Annotated in this window: 1 protein-coding gene; it reads left to right on the forward strand. The window is 69.9% G+C overall.

Annotated features, from left to right (window positions below; translation table 11 throughout):
* Positions 1-206 precede the first annotated feature (206 nt).
* Positions 207-2,213 carry a hypothetical protein gene (locus tag ACFWEJ_RS28435; RefSeq protein WP_377232512.1) on the forward strand — a complete coding sequence of 669 codons (2,007 nt, stop codon included), beginning with the start codon at positions 207-209 and terminating at the stop codon, positions 2,211-2,213.
* Positions 2,214-2,406 lie beyond the last annotated feature (193 nt).

Here is a 2,406-nt window from a genome sequence, read left to right on the forward strand (position 1 = left end):
GCCCGTCGAGTAACGTTTCTAGACGGGCCCTGCTGCCGCCAGAAGAATTCACGGCGGGTGAATCCAGGGGTGAACTTCGACGGTTTTAAGCCGATTCCCGCTAAATGTTGCTTCCGGCAGCATTCGCGGCAGGTTACGTTCGCGACGCCCGGGACCGACGGCGGTCCCCGGTGCCCCGTCCTGTCACGGATCGCGAAGGACCCCCCATGAAGCAGAAGCTCTTCGGCGCCGCCCACCCCGCGCTCGCCGCCCCCACCCCGAGAACGGCCCGGCGCTGGCGCGCCGGCGCGTCGCTCGCCACGCTCGCCCTGGTCGCCGGGCCGTTCGCCGCTGTGCCGGCGTCCGCCGCGGAGGCCGACGCGCCCGTCTTCACCGGAACCCTCGCGGTGAACGGTGCGGCGGCGGTCGGCTCCACGATCGCCCTCGACCAGACCGGCGGCACCTGGGCGCCCGAGCCCGAGTCCGTCGCCTACGCGTGGTACCTCAGCTCGGACGCCGTCCTGGACGGTGCGGACACCCTCGTCGAGGGGGCCGGCGACCCGACGCTCGACGTCCTGCCCGCCTACCTCGACCAGTACCTGATCGGCACCGTCGCGGCGACCGCGGGCGGCCTGACGAGCGCCCCTGTCTCGGCAGCCTCCGGTGTCGTGACCCTCGGCGACCTCGCCGCCGGTACCCCGACGGTCTCCGGCACGGTCAAGGTCGCCTCGAAGCTCACCGCCAAGCCCGGCACCTGGCCCGCGGGTACCTCCCTGGCCTACCAGTGGAAGATCAGCGGCACCACGGTCGCCACCACGACGACGTTCACGCCGCAGGCCGCGCACGCGGGCAAGACCCTGCGCCTCGTCGTGACCGGCACGAAGGCCGGCTACGCCCCGAAGACCGCCTACAGCGCGTTCTCGACCGTGGCGAAGGCCAGCTTCGTCACCACGACGCCGAAGATCAACGGCACGGTCAAGGTCGGCGGCCTGGTCGGCGCCACGACCGGCCACTTCTCCCCGACGGCCACGCTGAAGTACCAGTGGAAGGCGAACGGCAGCTCGATCTCCGGCGCCACCGGCCGCACCTACACGATCCCCAGCCGCCTGCACGGTGACAAGCTCACCGTCACGGTGACCGGTTCCAAGGCGGGCTACACGACGAAGAGCCTGACGTCGGCCGCCGCCGTCGTCTCCAAGCCCTTCGCCCGGACGTCCGCGCCGACGATCAGCGGCACCGTCCGCGTTGGCCAGACCCTCACCGCGAACCGCGGCACCTGGTCGCCCACCCCGTCGGCGGTCACCTACCAGTGGCGCGCCAACGGCACGCCGATCGCCGGTGCGACGAGCCGCACCTACAAGCTCACGACCAAGGAGCACGGCAAGAAGATCTCGGTCGAGATCGTCGGCCGCAAGTTCTCCTACCTGCCGGCCAAGCGCCTCAGCTCGGCGACCGTCACCGTGAAGTGGCCCGTCGGCATCACCACCCCCGACGTGAAGACGCAGCCGACGCGCTACGTGGACACGACGGTCGGCAAGACCGTCACGCTCAAGGTGTCGGCCACGGGTGGCGGCCTCAAGTACCAGTGGCAGCGCTGGACCCCGGCGAGCGGCACCTGGACCAACATCGGGTCGAACAGCTCGACGTACCGGTTCACCGCCGCGCCCGCGCACGAGCTCAACCAGTTCCGCGTGGTCGTGTCGAACATGGCGGGCAAGGACACCAGCAACCGGACCTACCTGTGGGTCCGTTCCTCGCTGTCGTCGCCGTTCTCGGCCTACCAGTGGTTCAGCCTGTGGAACTACAACGCCGTGATCGGCGAGTCCCTCGTGTACGACGGCTACCTGGCGGCCCCGGTCGCCATCTGCGCCGCGCCGGGCTACTACGGCACCGGTGACCTGTCCGTGCAGTTCATCGGCAGCAACGGGCACGTCTACCCCGGTGCCGGCCAGGAGCAGCCCGACCACATCTCCTGGGGCGTCCCGCTCGACAGTGACGGGTGCGGCGAGTTCGGCGCGTACACCGAGGCCCCGCGGTCCGTCTGGGTGGGCGGCCGCTGGCGCATCACCGACCGGTCGGACGGCCAGGTCTACCACCAGTACGTGAAGTACGACAGCTACGAGGGGACCCTGTCCGCTCGGACGCTCGCCGGCTCGGGTGCCGGTGTGTCCCAGGTCGGCGGCCTGAAGGGCTCCTCTCCCGTCGTCGGGCCCCGCGCCTCCCTCACGGACTGACGACACCCAGGAGGCCTGCCACGGCCTCCGCCATCGCTTCCGGCGGCACGTCCGCCCCCGATCACTGAAACTCGGCATAGTTCGGGCTCATTGCCTAACAACGTCGACACCAGTGATGAACTCTCAGTCGTAGCTGACTACTTCCGTTGCGACCACACGGCAGCGTTACCTAATCTAACGGACAGGGCAAACC

Origin of the sequence: Promicromonospora sp. NPDC060204, assembly GCF_042728455.1 — a bacterium.
Taxonomy (GTDB): Bacteria; Actinomycetota; Actinomycetes; order Actinomycetales; family Cellulomonadaceae; genus Promicromonospora.

Coding starts and splice junctions, on each gene's coding strand:
- ACFWEJ_RS28435 (WP_377232512.1), top strand. CDS start 207: ATGAAGCAGAAGCTCTTCGGCGCCGCCCACCCCGCGCTCGCCGCCCCC.